This window comes from Priestia sp. SIMBA_032 (genome assembly GCF_046535215.1).
Lineage (GTDB): Bacteria > Bacillota > Bacilli > Bacillales > Bacillaceae_H > Priestia > Priestia aryabhattai.
On record NZ_JAWRXD010001705.1, the window covers coordinates 1 to 229 of the forward strand.

At 55.5% G+C, this 229-nt stretch carries 1 protein-coding gene; it reads left to right on the forward strand.

Translation table 11 applies throughout. The annotated features are described in order from the left end of the window. The coding region (locus tag SB717_RS40060; protein WP_486360832.1) for a hypothetical protein at positions 1–229 on the forward strand (229 nt) is incomplete at both ends.

The window sequence follows — 229 nt, forward strand, 5'->3', positions numbered from 1 at the left end:
CTTGAGTATTACCTGACCCTCGTAGGCTGGCTTGTCAGCAACGGCATTTGGGACGTCTTGCTCGATTCCGGCATGTTTGCCCTCCCCCTCTTCGCCATCCTTCTCCAAGAGTGGCTCAAGGCCCGCGGCGAAGGTGCTGATGAGGGTAATAAAGGCTTGCTGGCCAGCACACGAATCGAAAGCCGTCTTTGGTTGGCAACAGCTGTGATTATGTTTGCAGGCATGCCCT